This window comes from Pediococcus acidilactici, assembly GCF_016127815.1.
Taxonomy (GTDB): domain Bacteria; phylum Bacillota; class Bacilli; order Lactobacillales; family Lactobacillaceae; genus Pediococcus; species Pediococcus acidilactici.
Genome location: NZ_CP066046.1, coordinates 864,198 through 882,543 on the forward strand (window position 1 = coordinate 864,198; position 18,346 = coordinate 882,543).

Here is an 18,346-nt window from a genome sequence, read left to right on the forward strand (position 1 = left end):
CCTCCTAATTAAAGACTGAGAAAACTTAAATTAAATTTTCCCAGCCTATTCATGTCTATCAATGTCCGTAAACCTTTAGCTAACCGGTTCCTTAGCTTGTTTAGTCACTAAGAACTCGCGTAGTTTATTTAAATTTTCCACCCGGTCAACGTTAAAAATTGGTAGTTCCGCTTTTTTCAACGTTTTTTTCGCAAAACCACTCAACGCTTTGCCAGGTCCCACTTCAATAAGACAGTCTAGTTCGTCAACGTTTAAACTATTTAAACAATCCGTAAAGTAAGTCGGATGCGTTAACTGCTTCGCTAAGGTTTCCTTCAAATTACTTACGGTAAACGGTGCCTTCAGCGTATTGCTAATTACCGGGATTTGCGGTTCTTGAACCGGAACGTTTGCTAAGCGCTCTGCTAAACGAGCACTAGCTGGCATCATATACGGAGTATGCGAAGCCACCGGCATTTTGATTGGAACAACGCGTTTTACGCCCGCCGCCTTTAAAGCCGCACTAAAGCGTTCAATTCCCTCTGCGTTGCCACCAAAAACGGTTTGTTTTGGCGTATTATAGTTTGCTGGAAAAACGTCACCAACTTCTCGGGCATCCGCTAGCGCTTCATCCACTACTGAAGGTTCTGCGTTGAGCACCGCTACCATTTGACCAGGGTTTTGTTTACCAGCTTCACTCATGTATCGCGCACGGTCTCCAATTACTGCTAAACCATCCGCCAATGAAAAACTACCTGCCGCTAACAATGCAGAATACTCACCTAAGCTTAGTCCCACAAATTTTTCTGCTCGCAGTTTTTCCTGCCGTAAAATTCGTTCCACCCCTAAGCTAAAAATCACAATCGCTAATTGGGTATTGACGGGATCATCCATTACCGCAGGATCTGCAAAATCTTGGTCTAAAATTTGACTAGCTTCATCAACTAAAGCCCGATAAGCTGGTTCAGTTTTATAGAAGTCTTGCCCCATTCCCGCAAACTGCTGACCCTGTCCGCTGAATAAGTATGCTGCTTTAACCATTACGCTCTCCTTAATACTGACTAAAACTAATCTTGATTTTCAATGATGTAATCAACTAATTTGCCTACGGTATCCATGTTTTCGTCAGTATCAATGTCGATATCAAATTCATCTTCTAATTGATCCACAACTTCAAAAATGTCCAAGCTATCTGCTTCTAAATCTTCTGAAAAACTAGTTTCCATTGTGATTTTGCTTGCGTCTTTTTCCAATTGGTCTGCGATTACTTCTTGTACCTTTGCGAATACTTCTTCTTTTGTCATTTTATGTTCCTCCAAATAATATGTTTTTAAAATTTAATTACGTTAGTTCCGATGGTCAGACCACCGCCAAAGCCGCTGAACACAATGATGTCGCCGCGTTGGATTTTATGTTCCTGCATCAGTTCTGCTAAAAGCAACGGTTCGCTGGCTGCCGCGGTATTCCCATAATCAGCAATGTTAATCGGAAACTTCTCTATCGGAAGTTCCAGTCGTTTGGCCACGCTTTTAATAATGCGGGCGTTCGCCTGGTGTAACAGGAAATACTTAACGTCTTTCGCGTCGATTTCCGCCGCTTGTAACACTGCTTGAATTGATTCAGGAACCCGGTTAGTTGCAAATTCGTAAACCTTGCGGCCATTCATTTGAAAAAAATAAGATTGCGTTGAATCGGTTAACGCAGCTACGTTACCAGCTGTGAGGTGTTCCCCTAAATCGCCATAAGTAGTTAGTCGTTCGGCAATTAAACTAGCAGAACTCGCGGGATCATTTTCAACTAAAACGCCCGCCGCGGAATCACCAAACAAAACTGCCGTACTCCGGTCTTGCCAATCTAACAAGCGAGACAGTGCCTCTGAGCCAATTAATAAAGCTTTATGATAACTCGGCGACTGGAGCATTTGGTTCACCACGCTCATTCCGTAAACAAAGCCGCTGCACGCGGCACTAATGTCGAAGGCCATGGCTCTAGAAGCTTTAAGTGCACCTTGAACCAGTGCGGCCACCGAAGGAGTTTGGTAATCCGGAGACATGGTCGCCACCACGATCAGGTCCACCTCTTCGGGAACGGTATTCGTCTTGGTTAATAAAGCTTCTGCGACCCTAGTTGCCATCGTAGCATTAGTTTCTTCACCAATTCGGTGTCGCCGCTTGATGCCGGTTCGTTTCGAAATCCATTCGTCCGACGTATCTAACGTTTGGGCTAGTTCGTCGTTAGTAATAATCCTTTCAGGACTATACTTTGCCGAATCAATAATTTTTAATCCCATTTACCTCACCAACTATGCTTTAGGCTGGTCAGTTGCCCCAACAATAAAGGTCAATTGAGCTTGGCAAACTTTCTTTTCACCGACGGTTGCAAATGTTTCCACAACCCCCATGTTGCGTTTTTTCTTAATCATTTCGACATGTAATTTCAAAACGTCCCCGGGACGAACAATCTGGCGGAATTTAGCATTATTAATCGCGCCAAGGTATGCTGTCTTCCCGGCAAACTCTTCCGACTTCAAAATTAAAATTGAAGCTGCTTGTGCTAATGATTCAATAATTAATACGCCAGGCATTACCGGATTTCCCGGGAAATGTCCTTGGAAAAATTCTTCGTTAATAGTAACGTTTTTAGTTGCAATGATTGATTTTCCTGGTTCTAATTCGTCAACGTAATCCATAAACAAGATTGGATAACGGTTTGGAATTAATTCCATGATTTCTGCCGCGTTTAAAATACTCAAATTCTTATTTCCTCCTCAACCGAGTGTTCCTTGCGATTCCTTACATAAGGAATATTCAAAAGAATAGCGAGAAAAATATCTTTGCGCAATTGATTTTAAAATATGAACTTTTTTCTATTTTTTAATAAAGCTCCGTTAAACTCCGTAACCACGGGGCTGGAGGCTTTCCTTTCTTACTGAAACAGTTTGACGTGAATCGTCACAATTAATTAACCCCATGTACTAAAATCACCTTTAGACCGGCTTTTAACGTGTCAAGTCTTTTTTATACATCCTAGACATCGTTAATGGTGTACAAATAAACTGATTGTGTAACTTGCTTTTAGCTCCCTACTGTCTTTGATTCGCGTTATAATATGAGTTACATAACCATTGAGAAAGGCAGACTCGTTACTAATGAAAATAATTATCCATATTGATGAAATTGAAAAATGGCCGATGGTGTTAAGCAATCTCGCACATTTGAATGAGCATTACGTTAATTCAGACAACGTGATCGAATTACTTGTTAACGGTCCGGCAGTGGTGGCTTTACAAACTTCACAGGCTCGTAGTGCGTCAATTCAATCCGCCCTACAACCACAAAATCAGTTAGCCGTTTGCCAGAATTCATTAGACCAACGACAAATTAATCCCGGGAGTTTAATTTCAGCAGCAAAAGTGGTTCCCTCGGGGGTTGTTGAACTAGTAGAAAAGCAATCCGCTGGTTATGCATATTTACGTCCGTAACTTATATGAGGAGGAATTTTTATGGAAGAAATGTTAGTTACCACTACCGAACACATTCCTGGCAAGGAATATCAGGTGCTTGGAGAAGTTTTTGGCTTAACCACCCAATCAAAGAACTTGGTGCGCAATATTGGCGCAGGACTGAAAAATATCGTTGGTGGCGAAATTAAGGACTATACCAAGATGTTAGACGAATCCCGCCACATCGCGGTCCAACGTTTACGCGAAAATGCTGCAGAAATGGGCGCCGACGCCGTAGTCATGATGCGTTTTGACTCTGGATCAATTGGTTCGGATATGCAGTCGGTTGACGCTTACGGGACTGCCGTTAAGTTTATCCAAGCGTAGTAAAAGGTTTTAATAAAAAAGGAAAGTCATACCTCGTTAAAAGGTATGTCTTTCCTTTTTATTTTTGCTTGAAATTTTAATATACGTATTCTCTTGAAGATCGTTAATTCTAATAATGGTAAACCGCTCGGTTAATTTACTTAAAGCTCATGATGTTCCCTCAACTTAATCAGTCACTAATAATGAATTAATAACTAATTTATAGTCTTTGTTATCAAATCAAAAAGAAATCCTAAGTATACGAAATGCTCCTCGAATACTCCGGATTCCTTTTTGCTTAATTACCTAGTTGAGTTATTAATATTTTTCAGCAATCTTTAGAACTGCTTGTCGTGTATTAGCAGCTTTCCAGTGTCCGTTTGCGCCTGAATAATGGGGTAGCTTTTCAACCGGGCGTTGCGCAAATTGACGTAAGGTTGTGGCTGCCTTAGTTCCTAGTCCAACTAAAACGGCTTCGGCGGGAATGCCTAATTGATCCAGATGGTCTTCGAGAGCCTGGACTTCTGCTTCCCCGCTGACGACATTTTCACTGTTGCTTTCGTCAATCGCCACCAAATCGGTCATGAACGCACCCCACAATGGCGTGCCATAAACGGCGGCCGCTAAACGATAATCGAGGCTCTTTTTTTGACCATGAAAGTTCAAAAATTCTTGTTGCTCATCGAGCGTCACTCCCGCACTCCCGGGGTTTAAGCCCACGAGCACAAACTTAACCTCGGATAGAGCTGACGCTAGATCCGCTGGCAATTGTTCCTTGGGAAAATGATTTGGTTGGTAAGCTTCACCAAATTGATTTTGCCGCGTTTCGTCATCAAGTTGACTGATATCACCAGCTGGCTCATCCCAAAGAGCCCAACTATCTAACGTGTTAAATGGTAAATTTTGCATTATTTCATCCTTCTTTCTTTTCACTTTTCACCATGCTCCTGGACGATCATTTGCAAAACGAGCTTCATTATAAATTCCATCCTGAATATACATTTGCTCAACTTGAACATCGTACATATCATTTATTTTATCTAAAACTGAATCGAACCCAGCCTCTGTACTACTTTGCAAATCCTGAATAGCATTTTTAATTTGAATTGAATTTTTGTCAATACTTTGTTCAATCATTTTTCCAACTTGAAATTGCACCCGTTCAAGTCGTTTTATATTTTCTTCATTTCTATATAGCGTCATTGCTTCTTGCCAAGATGTCGCAATCCCATCTTCTAAAAATTCATGTAATAATTTGAGAGAAGCCAAATTTTGATATGCTTTAGGAAAAATAAGACGATAACTTTCAGAAGTAATTCCCATATTTCGCAATTCATAATATTTATTTACCAAATTTTCTCTCGGTTGAACGACTTTTAATGCAGTTTGTGTTGATAATTTTTCATACTTTTGATTAATCGAAGGAATTGCGTTATTGTGTTTAATTTCCAAATCATTTAATTTTTTTCTTGCTTCAGCATTCCTATCAATTTTAAATTTTAAATATAAAAAACCAAAGACAATTAAAACTAAGGCCATGATGCCTCCCATCCTCATCTTATTATCAGGAGAACCTATACTACTTGGCGTTAGTAGTACTAAAGCAATCGAAAATATAAGTGTTATTGGCATTACTGTAAAAAAAGCCAATAATATATATAAAGCGTATAATTTCTTTTTATGCTTTAGAATTTTTACCCACAATTTACGTCGTTTAATTTTTTTGGCTTCTTTTTCATAATCTAAAGCTTGAATTTCAGCTTCTCGCTTACTTTCCATCTCTTTAAAATCAGACGTATTTTTAAAATCATTTATTTTTTGTTGCTTAATTTCTATTAAAACTTGTTGTGATGCCTTTTGAAACATTTCTACGTAACTAGCACGCTGAATTAAATCAATTAGACTTTTACGACTTAAGTTCAATAAATATTCCACATTATCAAAAGTACGATTCACTTCATTTTCTTGCATTTCATTTTCACCTCAACAACCTATTTCCAACACCTTAGCAAGTACAACTTCTATAAGTTTGAATTACTTCTAATGACATGTCAAGCTGTCCTTTGTAGATTAAAATGGTTCTAAAATAACTAGTGTTGATGGACGTTTGTCCGTCGACACTTTTTTACGCAAAAAGGACATATTCTCATCCTTAGTGCTACAATCATGTCGATAAAAACCTAATTGAAAGCAGGTGATAATATGTCCCGTACTGTCATTATACAAGATAATGTCCTTAAAAGTGATTTCAATATTAAAATTTTAAAAGTGCTAGAAGAATATAAAATATTTCGTATTATTGGTAAATTAACTTATCGGTTAACTACCTGTAGCTATTGCCATCAACACAGCATGGTAAAAAACGGTTATAAAACAGTCTACATACGTGATATTCCGTTCAACAATAAATCCGTTATTATTAAATTAGCCAAACAACGCTTTCTATGTTGTGCTTGTCATCACTCTATTATTGCTAAGTTAGTTACAGACACTTCTGTAGAAAATATTGCTCAAGATTTAAATTTATCCCTCAACACAATTAATAAACAAATTACTAAGATTCATAACGAGTTTATTCATCCATCTGGAAACTTACCTGAACATCTATCATTTGACGAAGTACGTACTGCCAATCATCAAATGAGTTTTTTGGCTATAAATGCCGAAAATGGGAATATTATTTCTTTACTGCCAAATCGTATTTCTAAAAATATCATTGATCACTTCAAACGATGCTATAGCTTATCCAGTCGTAAGGCTGTTAAATCAGTTGTTCTTGACTTCAATTCTAGTTATCACATTTTTATTAAACGACTTTTTCCTAATGCTCAAATTATTGCCAATCGATTCCATCTTATTCAAATGTTAAATCGTGTAACTATCCAAGTTAGAATCGCTACCATGTACCAATTCCAATGGAACTCTAGAGAATATCGCCTCTTAAAATACTATTGGCGTTTATATTTAAAACCATTCAATCAGCTAGAATCGAAAAATCCTACTTGGAAATCACATTTAAAAGATCGTTTAACTTCTGAACAAGTTATTTCCGAGGGTATTAGTACTAATTCAGGTTTTTCTGAAGTCTACTTTGCTGCTCAATCCATCGCTGATGCCATTCGGCATCAAGATAAAGAAAAATTGTTACAACCATTTAGAACCAAGACTACTAATCCATATCTTCGTACATTACTTAATACTTTTAAAACACGCATTAAATCAATCGTACACGCTCTATATTCACTATTATCAAATGGTCGTATTGAAGGCACTATTCGTAAAATCAAACAAATTCAACGCACGACTTATGGATATAGAAATTGGCAGTACTTGAGAGATTGTATATATATCGAATTTATATTTAAAACTAAAAAAAGAAAACTAATTCGTAAATGAATTGATTTTCTTCAATTGCCTTCATCACCACTTGTTGACTTAGCGCCTTGATTCTTAACAACAAAAAAACCAACCCGCAACTAAGCGAATTGGTTTCTTCAATAGCCGTTACCCAATCTTAGTAGGGTTAAAGACTATTTGTTTTTCATAGCGTTAGCTTTACGACGGTCTTCCTTAATCCGAGCTGCCTTACCATGTAGTGCACGTAAGTAGTAAAGCTTAGCACGACGAACGCGACCGTAACGAACAACGTCAATCTTAGCTACACGTGGTGAGTGGAGTGGGAATGTCCGTTCCACACCAATTCCGTTACTGATCTTACGAACAGTGTATGTAGCACTAATACCTGAACCATGACGCTTGATAACTACCCCTTCAAACATCTGGATCCGTTCGCGGTTACCTTCAACAACCTTAGCGTGAACCCGAACAGTATCACCAGCGCGGAATTCAGGAATGTCATCGCGAAGTTGTTCTTTTGTAATCTTGTTGATTAATTCATTCATCAAAAAATCTTCCCTTCACCAATCTTCTTAACTCACCCGGAGCCAGCGGAACATTGTTAATTGTTGGCATTCAAGCCAAATAAAATAATAACACATCCGCTACTGTGATGCAAAGTTATTTTAGCTGTAAATCATCATTATAAAAAAGCGGATACGCCATGTAACACGCAATCACGCTACCAATACTAGTAGCCGCTAGCAACATGAAAGTTACCATGATTTGGTACAAAATTGCCTTTGTCGGATCCACTCCGGCAAAAATCAATCCCGACATCATTCCAGGTAAACTTACAATTCCAACCGTCTTAGCCGAGTCAATGGTCGGCGACATTCCCGTCTTAATTGAACTTTGAACAATCGCCCGTGACGCCTGTTTTAAATTAGCTCCTAACGCCAATCGTTCTAAAACCCCTTGACGCTGGTCTTTGAAGGTTTGGTTCATGCTACGGTAACATAACCCAATCGCCACCATCGTGTTACTAGCAATCATTCCGGAAATCGGTACGATTTGACTAGGGGTAAATTTAATTGCGCGAGCCAACACTAGCAAGCAAATGGTAGTTACGGTGGCCACGCTAATCGCTAAGAGACTGATAAAAAACGCGTGGGGAATCTTGTCCGCCCGTTTTTTTGCGTTAAGAGCGGCATTAAAGATGATGATTAACACCATTAAAATGGTTAACCACACCCGATCAACCTTAATAACGTACGTTAAAACGTAACCCACGACGGTTAATTGAATAACCGCTCGTACTACGCCCACCACCATGTCTTTTTCCAAACCAATTTTTTCGTGTAAATTGATTCCTAAGGCGATAATCACCAGGATGATGGCGAAGGATAATGCTAAGGGACTAACGATTAAGTTCATGTCGTTCACCTACAATTCTGCCATTTTCAATTGTTACTAACCGATGAGCTAAACCAATTTCGGCTTCATCGTGCGTAATTGCTAAAACCGTAATTTTACTTTTTTGATTCATTTTTTCAATTAATTGATGGACAATCGCCTTGGTATCCACATCTAACCCCGTGGTAACTTCATCTAGCAAAAGGACCTTTGGTGGGAAGAGTAAGTTGCGTACCAACGCTACCCGTTGTTTTTCGCCTCCGGAGAGATCAACAATTGGTTTATCCAAAAAGCGCGCCGTTAAATCGACCTGTTCGAGCGACCTAACTGCCTTATCAGCATTAAAAGGATGGTTACGAATTTCAAAAGGAAACGCTAAATTATCACGCACCGTTTCCCCAAACAACGTGGGTTGCTGAAAACAATAAGAAACTTCCTTACGGTATTCAATTTTGGGGATCGCAAGCTGGTCTTCCCCATGATACATAATCGTTCCGCTTGTCGGGGTCAGCAACGTGGCCAAAATCTTTAAAAAAGTACTTTTCCCCGACCCCGATGGGCCAATTATCGTAACGTAATCACCAAGTTCCGCATCAAAATCAATTGAATTTAAAATTCTGGTTCCGTTAACCACGTAATTAAGATTACGAACGGAAAAGATTTTGGTCATAAAAGTCACTCCCCTAACTTATTTAGATTCATTATAATTTAAAAAAACGTAAGTTACTAGTAAAAAGAGGATGAACCGCTATTCTAGCAACATAGTTATCTTTTAAAATATTTTTAGGTGGCCAGCTTTACGCCATGTCATCCTTTTACTAGATAATTGCTAAAATAATGTTCATCCTCATTATATATCTGGCGTTTGCAATTCCCGGAGGATTTTTTGGTCTTCCGTCGTTAGTTTAGCAGTTTTTAGCAAATCTGGGCGACGTTCGAGCGTCTTCTTTAATGCCATGGTTCGGCGCCACTCGTCAATTTTGCCATGATTACCACTTAATAAAATCTCGGGAACTTTTAATCCTCGAAAATCAGCGGGACGGGTATACTGCGGAAACTCCAGTAATCCGGTTGAAAACGAATCATCTTCAGCAGATTCGTCATTACCTAAAACATTTGGAAGTAAGCGCACCGTCGCATCAATCATCGTCAACGCCGCTAGCTCACCACCGGTAATCACAAAATCACCCAAAGAAACTTCGTCGTCAACCAACGTCTTAATCCGCTCATCATAACCTTCATAATGGCCACAAATAAAGGTCAGATGTTCTTCTTTCGCAAAGTCTTCTGCCATCGCTTGGTCGAATCGTTTGCCACCCGGATCTACCAAAATGACCCGACCTGCCGATTGCTGGTTTTGGCTTTTAACATGTTCCATAGCGTCAAAAATTGGTTGCGGGGTTAACAACATCCCGGCGCCGCCCCCGTATGGGTAGTCATCAACGTTCTTGTGCTTATTAGTTGAATACTCCCGAAAGTCAGTCACCTCAACGCCTAATTTGCCGCTTTCGATCGCTTTTCCCACGATTGACTCGTGGAGTGGCACTTCAACCATTTTCGGAAATAAAGTTAAAATATCGATCTTCATTAATCTAACCCCTCAGGTACCGCGACCTCAACGATACTTTTATCTAAATCAACCTTTAAAACCACGTCGTTCAAATATGGCAGTAACAAGTCTTTTTTACCCGGCCGTTCAACTACCCAAACATCGTTAGGGCCATACGATAAAATCTCTTTCACTTTACCGAGGGTTTGTCCATCTTCAATTACCGTCAAACCAATAATTTCATGTTGGTAAAATTCACCATCTGCGAGTTCTTGAAGCTGGTCTTCAGCAATTTTTAACATCATGCCCTTGAACTTTTCGACTTCGTTGATTGAGTCTAGTCCGGCCAATTGGATTAACCACATTCCCTTAAAAGGTTTTGCCGATTGCACCGTCACCGCTTGGGTTGGTGTCGTTGCGTTTGCGTCTTTAAACAATTGCAACTCGGTGCCGGCTTGGAAACGTTCTTCCGGGAAGTCGGTGTACGCAATCACCTTTAGTTCACCGCGTAAGCCACGCGTGTTGACGATTTTGGCCACGTTATAATAATTCATTATTCTTCCTCCGATACAAAAAGAAGGGCGTAATAAAACAACCGTTTTACTTACGCCCTTCATTTCAGGTTAAAACCTATTTTGTATATTTAGCTTCGTGATACTTCTTCATAATTCCTGCTTTAGAAAGAATATTCTTAACCGTATCCGAAGGTTGTGCACCATTGTTTAACCAGTTCATGATTTCTTCTTCTTCAAGCTTAACAGCAACTGGTTCAACTAATGGGTTGTATGTTCCAACTTGGGCGATAAAACGACCATCACGTGGTGAACGTGAATCAGCAACCACGATACGGTAGAAAGGACGCTTCTTCGAACCCATACGTTTTAAACGAATCTTTACAGACATGTTAACACCTCCACTATTTATTCACGAGTAATAATATACCAGTTATTCGAAGAGATGTAAAGGTTTTTTCCTTAACAGATTAAATTTAATTATTTAATCAGCTAAAATACGGTTATTTCCGCTTTTTATTCTTTTTCATCCGCTTCTTTTTGTTCTTTTTGTTTCGCTTAACCATCGAATTCATTGCCATTTTAGACAATTTTCCCTTAATTCCGTTACCAAACATCCCTTCCATTGGGCCAAAGTTTCCCTTAGACATTTGGTTCATCATTTTCTTCATTTGGTTAAACTGCTTGATCATCCGGTTAACTTCGACAACTGGCCGACCCGATCCGGCAGCAATCCGCCGCCGCCGACTCGGATTTAAAATGTCCGGATTTTCGCGCTCTTGTTTAGTCATTGAGTAGACGATTGCCTTAGTATGCTCAATGTCCTTCGGATCCACGTTAATGTTCTTTAACGCAGGATTATTCGCCATTCCTGGAATCATCTTGACGATGTCTTCAATCGGCCCCATACTTTGGACCTGATTCATTTGATCTAAGAAATCGTTGAAATCAAAGGTGTTTTCCCGAATTTTCTGGGACATTTCAGCCGCTTGCTTTTCGTCGAATTCCTTTTGGGTCTTTTCGATTAAAGTAAGCATATCTCCCATGCCCAAGATTCGGGAAGCCATCCGGTCTGGATGGAAGACGTCTAAGTCTTCCATCTTTTCACCTTGACCAACAAACTTGATTGGCTTACCAGTTACTGCTCGAATCGACAGGGCAGCACCACCACGAGTGTCCCCATCTAACTTAGTCAGGATTACTCCGGTGACGTCCAACTTGTCGTTAAAGCCTTCCGCAGTGTTTACCGCGTTTTGCCCGGTCATTGCATCGACAACCAATAGAATTTCATCCGGATGTGCTAGATCCTTGATGTCGGCTAATTCTTGCATTAGTTTTTCATCAATTTGTAAACGCCCTGCCGTATCGATAAAAACATAATCATTCTTGTTTTCAGCTGCTTGTTCAAGACCATGCCGAACAATTTCAACCGGGCTGACGTCGGTACCCTCTTGATAAACTGGAACGTCAATTTGTTCACCGACTTGAACCAATTGGTCAATCGCCGCTGGCCGATAAACGTCAGCCGCAATTAACAGCGGGCGAGCTTTCTTTTCATTTTTTAGCTTTAATGCTAATTTACCAGTCGTCGTAGTTTTACCAGCACCTTGCAACCCTGCCATCATGATTACGGTAGGAATCTTAGGTGCCTGATTTAAAGGACTAGCTTCAGTACCCATCATCTTCACTAATTCATCATTAACTAGCTTAACGATTTGTTGTGCCGGATTTAATCCTTCTAAAATATCCGAACCGAGTGCTTGTTCTCGGACGGTTTTAACAAATTTCTTTACAACGGTAAAGTTAACGTCGGCTTCCAACAGGGCGAGGCGAATTTCTCGCATGGTATCCCGCAAATCGGCTTCCGTTACCTTTCCTTTTTTTCTTAAATTATTAAAAGTTTTCTGTAAACGTTCTGTTAGACCTTCAAAAGCCATTGACAGCCCCTCCGTCTTATTCTTCTTCACTTTGCTCAAGGTCCGCTAAAAAACGCTTGAGCTGGGTATCTTCTGGATATTTCTTGGCAACGTACGCCTGAATACGGTCAAATTTGGCGTTTCGAGCCTCAAAATTACGCAAAAGGTGCAACTGTTGCTCATATTTTTCCAGAATTTTCACGGTCCGTTTAATATTATCATACACTGCTTGACGACTAACGTGAAATTCCTCAGAAATTTCGCCTAAAGAATAGTCATCAGCATAATACAGGGTGATGTACTCTTTTTGCTTCGGGGTCAACAACTGTTCATAAAATTCCAACAAGCTATTGACCCGATTATTCTTTTCAATTTCCATAGGCACTATTCATCCAGTAAACCTTTAAACAATCCCCGGACGTACTCTTCCGGATTAAACGGACTAAGATCTTCAACCTTTTCCCCTAAGCCAACATATTTAACTGCCAGGTGAAGCTGGTTACGGATAGCCAAAACGATTCCACCCTTGGCAGTCCCGTCTAGTTTAGTGAGGATAATCCCCGTTACGTTAGTGGTTTCCAAAAATGCTTTAGCTTGGGTTAACGCATTCTGCCCGGTTGTAGAGTCCAAAACTAGCAGTGATTCTTGCGGAGCGTCCGGGATTTCACGGCTAATTACCCGCTTAATCTTGTCTAATTCCTTCATCAAGTTAACTTTATTTTGTAAACGACCAGCTGTATCAATGAAAACCAAGTCATAATTCTCAGCTTTGGCCTTTTTTACCGCTTCAAAGGCTACTGCTGCAGGGTCAGATTTTTCCTTACCGGTAACAATATCGACACCGTCCCGGTTAGCCCACTCTTCCAATTGTTGAATTGCCCCCGCCCGGAACGTATCGCAGGCTGCCAAAAGGACCTTCCGTCCCCGAGCTTTGAAACGAGCCGCCATCTTACCAATGCTGGTAGTCTTTCCAACACCATTGACGCCTACAAAAAGAAATACCGTTGGGCCTTCCTTACTGAAGACTAAATGGTTATCTTCTGCACTGCCGTTACGCGTATATAAATCTACCAAACGCCGAACGATTAGTTGCGAAATTTTTTCGGGGTCCGAAACGTTTTCGAACTCAATTTCTTCACGAACCTCTTCACTAATCTCAAGCGCCGTGTCAAAGCCGACGTCGGCTTCGATTAGGGTTTCTTCAAGATCGTCATAAAAATCATCATCTACCCCTGAAAAATTAGTAAACAAAGCGGAAAGCTTTTGACCAAAAGACTTTCGAGAACGTTCCAATCCCCGATCATACTTTTCAGCTTCATTTAATTGGGGCTCTTCATTAACTGGTGCCGCAGAACTAACTTCCTTAGCCGGAGCTGGTTCTGGTTTACTTTCCGGTTCCTTTACCGGTGTAGTGTTCGTTGGTGCTTCTTTTACTTTATCCGGAGAAGCCTCTACTTCGGGTTGTGAAACTGGGGTTGATGGTTCAACCTTTTTTTCGGCTTCTTTAGCCTTCTTTTTCTTTTTACCAAAAAACCATGCCATTTATCCCACCTGCTCTCTTCGTTCGATTTCATCAACTGATACCGAAACCATTTTTGATACACCTGATTCTTGCATGGTAACTCCATAAAGTACGTCCGCCTCCATCATGGTCCCTTTTCGGTGGGTAATCACGATGAATTGGGTCGTGTCTTGGAAAGTTCGCAAATACTTCGCGAACCGGTCCACGTTTGCGTCATCGAAGGCTGCTTCAACCTCATCCAAAATGCAAAATGGGACGGGTTTAACCTGTAGAATTGCAAACAATAGGGTAATTGCCGTTAAGGACTTTTCTCCGCCGGACAACAAACTCAAACGTTGCAGCTTCTTCCCCGGTGGCTGGACCTTTATTTCAATCCCGGTAGTCAGTAGATTATCAGGATCAGTTAATTCGAGTTCGGCATGCCCTCCACCAAACATTTTAACAAACACTTGTCCAAATTCTTCAGCAACTTGGTCGAAAGTTTGCTTAAATCTTTGACTTGCTTCTTGGTCGATTTCCGCAATGGATTGTTCCAGCTGTTGTTTGGAACTAGATAAGTCTTCCTTTTGGTCCTTCAAAAAATTATAACGAGTGGAAACACGCTCGTATTCAGCAATCGCTCCGAGGTTAACCGTGCCGAGTTCATCTAAGCCCCGGCGCAATAATTTCAATTCACGCCGTAACTGCTCATCGTCCAACGATTGGTCAACAACTGCTTGAGCACTTTCAAACGTTTGTTGGTAATCATCGTTAAGCTGATCAGCAGCTAATTCGATTTTACTTTCCACTAACGCCAACGTATTTTGCGCTTCTTGGACCTGACTTTGCGCTTCACTACATTGCTTTTGGGTTAATTCGTAGTCGGCAATAACCCGGTCTTGTGCTACCTGAGCCTTTTGCCATTCTGTTTGCAAGTTCGTCATCGCTTCTTCACGTTGTTTCAAACGTTTTTGAACATCTACTAGGTTGACCGCTTGTGTTTGGGACTTCGCAGACGAAGATTGTTCTTCTTGTAGCTGAACTAACTGACGCCGAATTTCTTCCAAACGATCCTGCAAGTCAATTTGGGTTTGCCTTGCCGTCTGAAATTGTTGTTCTTTTTGAGAGTACTGCTCGTTTAGTTTTGCTAATTTTATTTGTAATTCAGCCCGTTGTTCCTGACGAGCTTCAGCATCGTTATCAAAAAGTGCCAATTGCTTTTGCTTTTCGGCCGTTTGGTCCTTTAAATCTTGAATTTTTGCTTCTAATTCGCTGATTTGGGCGGGTAATTTTTGAATTGCGTCATCTACTGGGCTCAACTGGGTTAATTCAAAGTTAGTAGCTTTAATCCGACGTTCGAGTTCAGCAATCCGCTCTTTAGTTAAGCTAACTTGATTTTCTGCCTTAACCTTAGACTGTTCGCTGGTTCGCTGCGTTTCAGTTAATTTTGCTATTTCACCTTGAACTTGTTTACCCTGCGCTAATAACTCTTGCACATGCCTTTCCTTTATCGCTAACTTTTGCTTCATTTCGGCAATTTGCGTTTGCAGCCGCTTGATTTCCTGGTCCTGTTGCAAAAGTCCTTGGCGACCATGTTTCATGGTTCCACCAGTCATCGTTCCCCCAACGCCCACTACGTCACCGGCCAAAGTAATCACCCGGTAACGACGCTGAATTCGTTGTGAAATTTGTAAGGCATGGTCTAAATTATCCGCAATTAACGTTGTCCCTAGCAAATGCTGGCTAACTACGCGGTCAACGTTAGCAACCTTGATTAAATCACTTGCCACCCCGCAAAAACCAGCTAGCGAGTGAACTTGCGTAAGCATTTCGCTACGAATCGTTCGCGCCTGCAACGTATTTCGAGGTAAGAACGTTACCCTGCCTTGGCGTTGTTTCTTTAAAAATTCGATAATCGACTTGGCAGTTTGGTCCGTGTCCACCACTACGTTTTGAATTTGGCTTCCTAACGCGGTTTCAATTGCCACGGTGTACTGTTCCGGTACTTCAATCACGTCCGCAACTGGACCAACCAACCCTGGAAAACGTTCCCTTTGTTGTAAAACCGCACGTACTCCTTGATAAAAGCCCGTGTGTTCATTTTTCAAACTGGTCAGAGCTTCTAATTTGCTGGTTGCGCGGTGCACGATGTCCGACCCGTCTAGCCACTGCTGACGCGCTTCCTCGTATTCTTGGCTTAGTCGGTTGCGCCTTTGCGTCAGTTCTTGAAGTTTACCAGTTTGTTTTTGAAAAATTTCCGTAGTGTTAGCCACCGCCTGGTTTAATTCAGCTAGTTTAGTCTGAAGCTCTTGAAGCTCTTTGTTAAACCGTGCTAAATTTAACTCCACTTTCAACCGTTGTTGTTCATCACGCTTTTGATCTTGCTGGCTGAAACTATATTGATTCTTCAATAAGGTTAATTTTTGGAGATGGTCAACATACTGCGCCCGGAGGTCTTCAATTTGGGCTTGCAAATCAGCCTTCTTTTGTTCTTGATGATCATCAGTTAATAGTTGTAAAGCTTGCTTAGTCTTTTTAATTTGTTGATTAAGGTCGGTGGTTAATTGTTCTAAGTCCTTTAAGTCCTGCTGTCCCGCATCAATTTGCCCTTGTACTTGTTCGATTTGTTCCGTTAAGCGGGTTTGTTCTTGCTCAAAATATTTCCGACGTTCAATCTGTAAGTCATGCTCCCCAGCTAATTGTTGTTCAAGCCGGTTTAAGCGGACTAACTCCGCTTGGAGGTCGTCTTTTTGCTTACTTTGCTGGTTCACTTGTTCCTTAAGCCGGTCACGCTGCTTAACCAACTCGTTTAATTTATTTTCTAATTGATGCGCCTCAGTTTGCTTAACTTCAGCTTCCTTTGCCCACCGTTTTTGGAGGTCGCTATTATGAGTAATTGTTCGCACTAACCGGGTTTGTTCTAAGCGGTCAAACCGTTTTTTTTGTTGCAAATAGTCCTTTGCTACCGCGGCTTGTTCTTCGAGAGGTTCCACCTGTTTTTGAAGTTCCACAATTAAATCATTAACTCGCTCTAAATAGCCACTGGTCTTTTCTAATTCACTTTCAGCCCGCCGTTTATCTTGCTTGTACTCCAACACTCCGGCAGCCTCTTCAATGATCGCGCGACGATCCTCCGGTTTACTATTAAAAATTTCTTCGATTTTTCCTTGCGAGATTACCGACAGGGATTCGCGACCTAACCCAGTGTCGATAAACAAATTTAGGATATCTTTTAAACGACACTCCTGATGGTTCAATTCGTACTGGCTTTCACCATTTCGAAAAAGGCGTCGGCTAATCATTACTTCGTCAAATTTGGAATCTAAGAAATGATCCGAATTATCAAAAACAATGCTGACCGCTGCCCGGGAAAGCGGCTTACGTTTCTGGGTTCCGGAAAAAATTACGTCGGGCATTTTTCCACCTCGAAGACTCTTAGCGGAAGTTTCCCCCATCACCCAGCGAATGGCCTCAATAATATTACTTTTACCCGAACCATTCGGACCAACGATCCCCGTGATCCCATCCTTAAAATCGATCTTGGTATGGTCAGCAAAAGATTTAAATCCGCTAATTTCAATTGTCCGTAGTTTCATTAAAAATACCTAATTCCTATTACGCAATTTTTGTAAAGCTTTGTTAGCGGCATTTTGTTCCGCCGCTTTTTTAGAATGTCCGCTACCTTTCGCTAAAACTTGGTTAGCCGCACTTACCTGAACGGTGAAAACCAAGTCATTATCCGGCCCAGTTTCAGATATTAATTCGTAATTAATCTCCACTTCACCGTTTTGTTGCAAAAGTTCTTGCAATTCAGATTTATGGTCAATAATGTGGTCAAACCGGCCTTCATCAAGCTTAGGAAAAATCACTTGGCGGACGAATTTTTCAACCGCTTGGCGTCCTTGGTCTAAATATAAAGCTCCGATAAACGATTCAAAAATATCACAAAGAAGTGATGGACGCTGCCGTGCGCCGGATTTTTCCTCTCCTTTACCAAGCCGGATGTACCGGTCAAAATGACATTCCTTGGCAAAATCACTGAAGCTGGCCTCACAAACCATTGCAGCTCGCAAACGGGTTAGCTTTCCTTGTGGCATTTCAGGATAACGTTTGTATAGATATTCCGAAACTACTAACTGTAAAACCGCATCCCCTAAAAATTCAATCCGTTCATAGAACTTCAACCCTTGGTGCGGGTGTTCATTAACGTAAGATGCTTGAGTGAAGGCTTCGTCCAGTAGTTCGTGCTTGGTAAAATGAATATCAAACATTTCACTTAGATCGTCTTCTAAATCTTTTAACAACTCGATCATTCCTTTCTAAATTTAA

The 18,346-nt window shown here is 40.9% G+C and carries 20 protein-coding genes; 3 read left to right on the forward strand and 17 right to left on the reverse strand.

What is annotated here, in order from left to right; all coding sequences use genetic code 11:
• Positions 1-75: 75 nt before the first annotated feature.
• From I6H64_RS04315 to fabZ, 4 genes are read right to left on the reverse strand one after another with little or no spacing between them, the layout of a single operon-like run.
• Complete coding sequence (locus I6H64_RS04315) at positions 76-1,020, reverse strand: ACP S-malonyltransferase (RefSeq protein ID WP_008842123.1); 945 nt, start codon at positions 1,018-1,020, stop codon at positions 76-78.
• 26 nt (positions 1,021-1,046) lie between these two features.
• Entirely contained in the window at positions 1,047-1,283 is a 237-nt protein-coding gene (acpP, locus tag I6H64_RS04320; RefSeq protein ID WP_002831510.1) for an acyl carrier protein, read from the reverse strand.
• 26 nt (positions 1,284-1,309) lie between these two features.
• Positions 1,310-2,269: a beta-ketoacyl-ACP synthase III gene (locus I6H64_RS04325; protein WP_008842124.1), complete on the reverse strand. Its 960-nt coding sequence runs from the start codon at positions 2,267-2,269 to the stop codon at positions 1,310-1,312.
• Positions 2,270-2,281: 12 nt separating this feature from the next.
• The gene (gene fabZ, locus I6H64_RS04330) at positions 2,282-2,731 is read right to left on the reverse strand and encodes a 3-hydroxyacyl-ACP dehydratase FabZ (protein ID WP_002831508.1); all 450 of its coding nucleotides are present in this window, start codon (positions 2,729-2,731) and stop codon (positions 2,282-2,284) included.
• Between the two features lie 396 nt (positions 2,732-3,127).
• Between fabZ and I6H64_RS04335 the strand changes: the two genes are divergently transcribed.
• Together I6H64_RS04335 and I6H64_RS04340 are read left to right on the forward strand one after the other, a co-directional pair.
• Entirely contained in the window at positions 3,128-3,460 is a 333-nt protein-coding gene (locus tag I6H64_RS04335) for a DsrE family protein (RefSeq protein ID WP_008842125.1), read from the forward strand.
• A 21-nt stretch (positions 3,461-3,481) separates the two neighbouring features.
• Positions 3,482-3,808: a heavy metal-binding domain-containing protein gene (locus I6H64_RS04340; protein ID WP_008842126.1), complete on the forward strand. Its 327-nt coding sequence runs from the start codon at positions 3,482-3,484 to the stop codon at positions 3,806-3,808.
• A gap of 297 nt (positions 3,809-4,105) precedes the next feature.
• Here the strand turns inward: I6H64_RS04340 and I6H64_RS04345 are convergent, their stop codons facing one another.
• Positions 4,106-4,696 (reverse strand): uracil-DNA glycosylase family protein, encoded by a 591-nt coding sequence (locus I6H64_RS04345; protein WP_036685728.1) that lies wholly within the window; start codon positions 4,694-4,696, stop codon positions 4,106-4,108.
• Positions 4,697-4,723: 27 nt separating this feature from the next.
• A complete protein-coding gene (locus I6H64_RS04350) occupies positions 4,724-5,758 on the reverse strand; it encodes a hypothetical protein (RefSeq protein WP_008842128.1) in 1,035 nt (344 codons plus the stop codon).
• 213 nt (positions 5,759-5,971) lie between these two features.
• Here I6H64_RS04350 and I6H64_RS04355 point away from each other — a divergent pair, with 213 nt between their 5' ends.
• The gene (locus I6H64_RS04355) at positions 5,972-7,183 is read left to right on the forward strand and encodes an ISL3 family transposase (RefSeq protein ID WP_148276886.1); all 1,212 of its coding nucleotides are present in this window, start codon (positions 5,972-5,974) and stop codon (positions 7,181-7,183) included.
• A gap of 134 nt (positions 7,184-7,317) precedes the next feature.
• On the opposite strand, the gene rplS is transcribed toward I6H64_RS04355, so the two are convergent.
• From rplS to rnc, 11 genes are all read right to left on the reverse strand, one after another.
• On the reverse strand, positions 7,318-7,689 hold the full coding sequence (gene rplS, locus I6H64_RS04360) for a 50S ribosomal protein L19 (RefSeq protein WP_002831503.1): 372 nt from the start codon (positions 7,687-7,689) through the stop codon (positions 7,318-7,320).
• A gap of 115 nt (positions 7,690-7,804) precedes the next feature.
• Complete coding sequence (locus tag I6H64_RS04365; RefSeq protein WP_004165726.1) at positions 7,805-8,560, reverse strand: ABC transporter permease; 756 nt, start codon at positions 8,558-8,560, stop codon at positions 7,805-7,807.
• Positions 8,544-9,209: an ABC transporter ATP-binding protein gene (locus tag I6H64_RS04370; protein ID WP_005916672.1), complete on the reverse strand. Its 666-nt coding sequence runs from the start codon at positions 9,207-9,209 to the stop codon at positions 8,544-8,546. Before I6H64_RS04370 ends, I6H64_RS04365 begins: the two co-directional genes overlap by 17 nt.
• A 180-nt stretch (positions 9,210-9,389) precedes the next feature.
• The gene (trmD, locus tag I6H64_RS04375) at positions 9,390-10,127 is read right to left on the reverse strand and encodes a tRNA (guanosine(37)-N1)-methyltransferase TrmD (RefSeq protein WP_008842130.1); all 738 of its coding nucleotides are present in this window, start codon (positions 10,125-10,127) and stop codon (positions 9,390-9,392) included.
• Entirely contained in the window at positions 10,127-10,642 is a 516-nt protein-coding gene (rimM, locus tag I6H64_RS04380; protein ID WP_002831498.1) for a ribosome maturation factor RimM, read from the reverse strand. The genes trmD and rimM overlap by 1 nt, the downstream gene beginning before the upstream one ends.
• A gap of 76 nt (positions 10,643-10,718) precedes the next feature.
• A complete protein-coding gene (gene rpsP, locus I6H64_RS04385; protein WP_002831497.1) occupies positions 10,719-10,991 on the reverse strand; it encodes a 30S ribosomal protein S16 in 273 nt (90 codons plus the stop codon).
• Between the two features lie 112 nt (positions 10,992-11,103).
• Positions 11,104-12,537 carry a signal recognition particle protein gene (gene ffh, locus I6H64_RS04390; RefSeq protein WP_002831496.1) on the reverse strand — a complete coding sequence of 478 codons (1,434 nt, stop codon included), beginning with the start codon at positions 12,535-12,537 and terminating at the stop codon, positions 11,104-11,106.
• Positions 12,538-12,553: 16 nt separating this feature from the next.
• Positions 12,554-12,895 (reverse strand): putative DNA-binding protein, encoded by a 342-nt coding sequence (locus tag I6H64_RS04395; protein WP_002831495.1) that lies wholly within the window; start codon positions 12,893-12,895, stop codon positions 12,554-12,556.
• Between the two features lie 5 nt (positions 12,896-12,900).
• The gene (ftsY, locus tag I6H64_RS04400) at positions 12,901-14,058 is read right to left on the reverse strand and encodes a signal recognition particle-docking protein FtsY (RefSeq protein ID WP_008842132.1); all 1,158 of its coding nucleotides are present in this window, start codon (positions 14,056-14,058) and stop codon (positions 12,901-12,903) included.
• The gene (smc, locus tag I6H64_RS04405; protein ID WP_056984997.1) at positions 14,059-17,613 is read right to left on the reverse strand and encodes a chromosome segregation protein SMC; all 3,555 of its coding nucleotides are present in this window, start codon (positions 17,611-17,613) and stop codon (positions 14,059-14,061) included.
• 9 nt (positions 17,614-17,622) lie between these two features.
• Positions 17,623-18,321, reverse strand: coding sequence for a ribonuclease III (gene rnc, locus I6H64_RS04410; RefSeq protein WP_005916657.1), 699 nt, complete (start codon positions 18,319-18,321; stop codon positions 17,623-17,625).
• Positions 18,322-18,346 lie beyond the last annotated feature (25 nt).

Excerpts from the sequence above, each read along its gene's own strand:
- rplS (WP_002831503.1), bottom strand. The coding sequence starts at position 7,689 with ATGAATGAATTAATCAACAAGATTACAAAAGAACAACTTCGCGATGAC.
- I6H64_RS04345 (WP_036685728.1), bottom strand. The coding sequence starts at position 4,696 with ATGCAAAATTTACCATTTAACACGTTAGATAGTTGGGCTCTTTGGGAT.
- I6H64_RS04350 (WP_008842128.1), bottom strand. The coding sequence starts at position 5,758 with ATGCAAGAAAATGAAGTGAATCGTACTTTTGATAATGTGGAATATTTA.
- I6H64_RS04365 (WP_004165726.1), bottom strand. The coding sequence starts at position 8,560 with ATGAACTTAATCGTTAGTCCCTTAGCATTATCCTTCGCCATCATCCTG.
- rimM (WP_002831498.1), bottom strand. The coding sequence starts at position 10,642 with ATGAATTATTATAACGTGGCCAAAATCGTCAACACGCGTGGCTTACGC.
- I6H64_RS04370 (WP_005916672.1), bottom strand. The coding sequence starts at position 9,209 with ATGACCAAAATCTTTTCCGTTCGTAATCTTAATTACGTGGTTAACGGA.
- I6H64_RS04335 (WP_008842125.1), top strand. The coding sequence starts at position 3,128 with ATGAAAATAATTATCCATATTGATGAAATTGAAAAATGGCCGATGGTG.
- ftsY (WP_008842132.1), bottom strand. The coding sequence starts at position 14,058 with ATGGCATGGTTTTTTGGTAAAAAGAAAAAGAAGGCTAAAGAAGCCGAA.
- I6H64_RS04340 (WP_008842126.1), top strand. The coding sequence starts at position 3,482 with ATGGAAGAAATGTTAGTTACCACTACCGAACACATTCCTGGCAAGGAA.
- trmD (WP_008842130.1), bottom strand. The coding sequence starts at position 10,127 with ATGAAGATCGATATTTTAACTTTATTTCCGAAAATGGTTGAAGTGCCA.
- rpsP (WP_002831497.1), bottom strand. The coding sequence starts at position 10,991 with ATGTCTGTAAAGATTCGTTTAAAACGTATGGGTTCGAAGAAGCGTCCT.
- I6H64_RS04395 (WP_002831495.1), bottom strand. The coding sequence starts at position 12,895 with ATGGAAATTGAAAAGAATAATCGGGTCAATAGCTTGTTGGAATTTTAT.
- ffh (WP_002831496.1), bottom strand. The coding sequence starts at position 12,537 with ATGGCTTTTGAAGGTCTAACAGAACGTTTACAGAAAACTTTTAATAAT.
- I6H64_RS04325 (WP_008842124.1), bottom strand. The coding sequence starts at position 2,269 with ATGGGATTAAAAATTATTGATTCGGCAAAGTATAGTCCTGAAAGGATT.
- acpP (WP_002831510.1), bottom strand. The coding sequence starts at position 1,283 with ATGACAAAAGAAGAAGTATTCGCAAAGGTACAAGAAGTAATCGCAGAC.
- smc (WP_056984997.1), bottom strand. The coding sequence starts at position 17,613 with ATGAAACTACGGACAATTGAAATTAGCGGATTTAAATCTTTTGCTGAC.
- I6H64_RS04315 (WP_008842123.1), bottom strand. The coding sequence starts at position 1,020 with ATGGTTAAAGCAGCATACTTATTCAGCGGACAGGGTCAGCAGTTTGCG.